Annotated in this window: 1 protein-coding gene; it reads left to right on the forward strand. The window is 66.9% G+C overall.

Features of this window, described 5'->3' with window-relative positions:
* A partial coding sequence (locus LB566_RS30255; RefSeq protein ID WP_224629788.1) for a DUF5801 repeats-in-toxin domain-containing protein occupies positions 1-1,753 on the forward strand: 1,753 nt, incomplete at both ends.

The following is a 1,753-nucleotide window of genomic DNA, read 5'->3' on the forward strand; positions in this document are numbered from 1 at the left end:
CTCGGGCCTTGCCGTCACCGACGGCTCCGCGATCCAACTGCAGCTGCTGGGCAACGGCGTCGTCGTCGGCGTCGTCCAGGGCGGCGCATTCAAGGGCGATGCGGCGTTCGCGCTGTCGATCGATCCGGCCACCGGCAAGGTGACCGTCGAGCAATATCTGTCGCTTCATCATCCCGACACCGGCAATCCCGACGACACGGTGGTGCTGGCCTCGCATTCGGTCGCGGTGAGCGTGACCGTCACCGACGGCGACGGCGACACCGCCAGCGCCAGCGCCGACGTCTCGGGCCAGATCAGCTTCGACGACGATGGGCCGAGCCTGACCATCTCGCAGCCGAACGGTGCCTTGAACGGCCTGTTCCTGGACGGCTTCGTTCCCAATGGCGACGCCTGGGGCGCGGGCAGCGGTACCACGACCGGTCCCGCCGGCGCCTGGACCGTCACGGCTTCGCCCTACGAAGGCGCCAGCAGCATCGAATTGCAGAAGGTCGGTGACGGCTATCGCGGCGCCGACAGCCCGACCAACAGCGTTATGGTCGACCTCGAGGCCAGCCCCGGCAACGTCCAGATCTCGCAGACGCTGCATGGCCTCAGCGCCGGCGAATACCGCATCTCGTTCGAGATCGGCGCCGCCAACGACACCAGCCTCCCACACAGCGCCAGGCTCGAAGTGATCTGGAACGGGACCAGCGTCGGAACCTACGACCCGACCTCCGGCCTCATGCAGACCATCGCCATCGACGTCACGGCGACAGCCGGCGACAACTCACTGACCTTCCGTGAGATCGGCGAAGCGGGCGACAACACCGGCACCTTCCTTGCCAACATCAAGGTCGGCGACATCATCGTCATCGACGAGACCGCAGGTGTCGATGCCGATTCCGACGACACTCTCGGTCTCGCGAACCTGTTTGCCGGCGTCAATGCCGGAGCCGATCCCGACATGCCGCTGCCGCAATACGCGCAGGGCAGCGGCGGCGTCGTGAACGCCACGGCGCTGTTCGGCGCCGATGGCCCGGCAACGAGCAATTCGCTTGTCTATGCGCTTACCCTTGCCAGCAATACGGGCGTGGATTCCGGCCTGAAGACCACGGACGGGCATGCAATCTCGCTGTTCACCGACGGCAGCGGCCGCGTGATCGGCGTCTATGATGCCGACAACAACGGCATCACCGCCACCGACAAGGTCGCCATCGCGTTGCATGTCGATGCCGCCACCGGCCAGGTCGCGGTGGCGCAATACGTCTCGCTCCAGCATCCCGACACCAGCAGCAACGACGAGGGCATCGCTCTCGGCGCCGGCTCAGTCTCGGTCACCGTGACGGCGACCGATGGCGACGGCGACCACGTCACACAAAGCGCCGACATCTCTCAGACTGTCGTCTTCGAGGACGACGGGCCGAAAGTCCTGAGCGGCCATGCCGCGCCGGTGACGATCGACGAGGACGACATATTCAGCCCCTGGTCGCAGGGGACCTCGCCCTATGACGGGTCCGGCGACGGTTCGGGCACGGAGGCTCCGCTGGGTGCGGCGATCGCATCCGGCTCGCTGAACGGGCTTGTCGACTTCGGCGCCGACGGCCCGGCCGCCGGCGGCGGCTTCGGCTTCACCGGCAAGGCGGCCCAAGACATGACGGCGATCGGGCTGTCGTCGAAGGGCGCCGAGCTGAGCTGGGTGGTCCAGGGCAACACGCTGGTCGGCTTTGTCGACAGCAACCATAACGGCAATTACAACCCGGTCCTTGGCGACCGC

Source organism: Mesorhizobium sp. CA13 (assembly GCF_020165235.1).
In the GTDB taxonomy this organism is placed as follows: Bacteria; Pseudomonadota; Alphaproteobacteria; order Rhizobiales; family Rhizobiaceae; genus Mesorhizobium.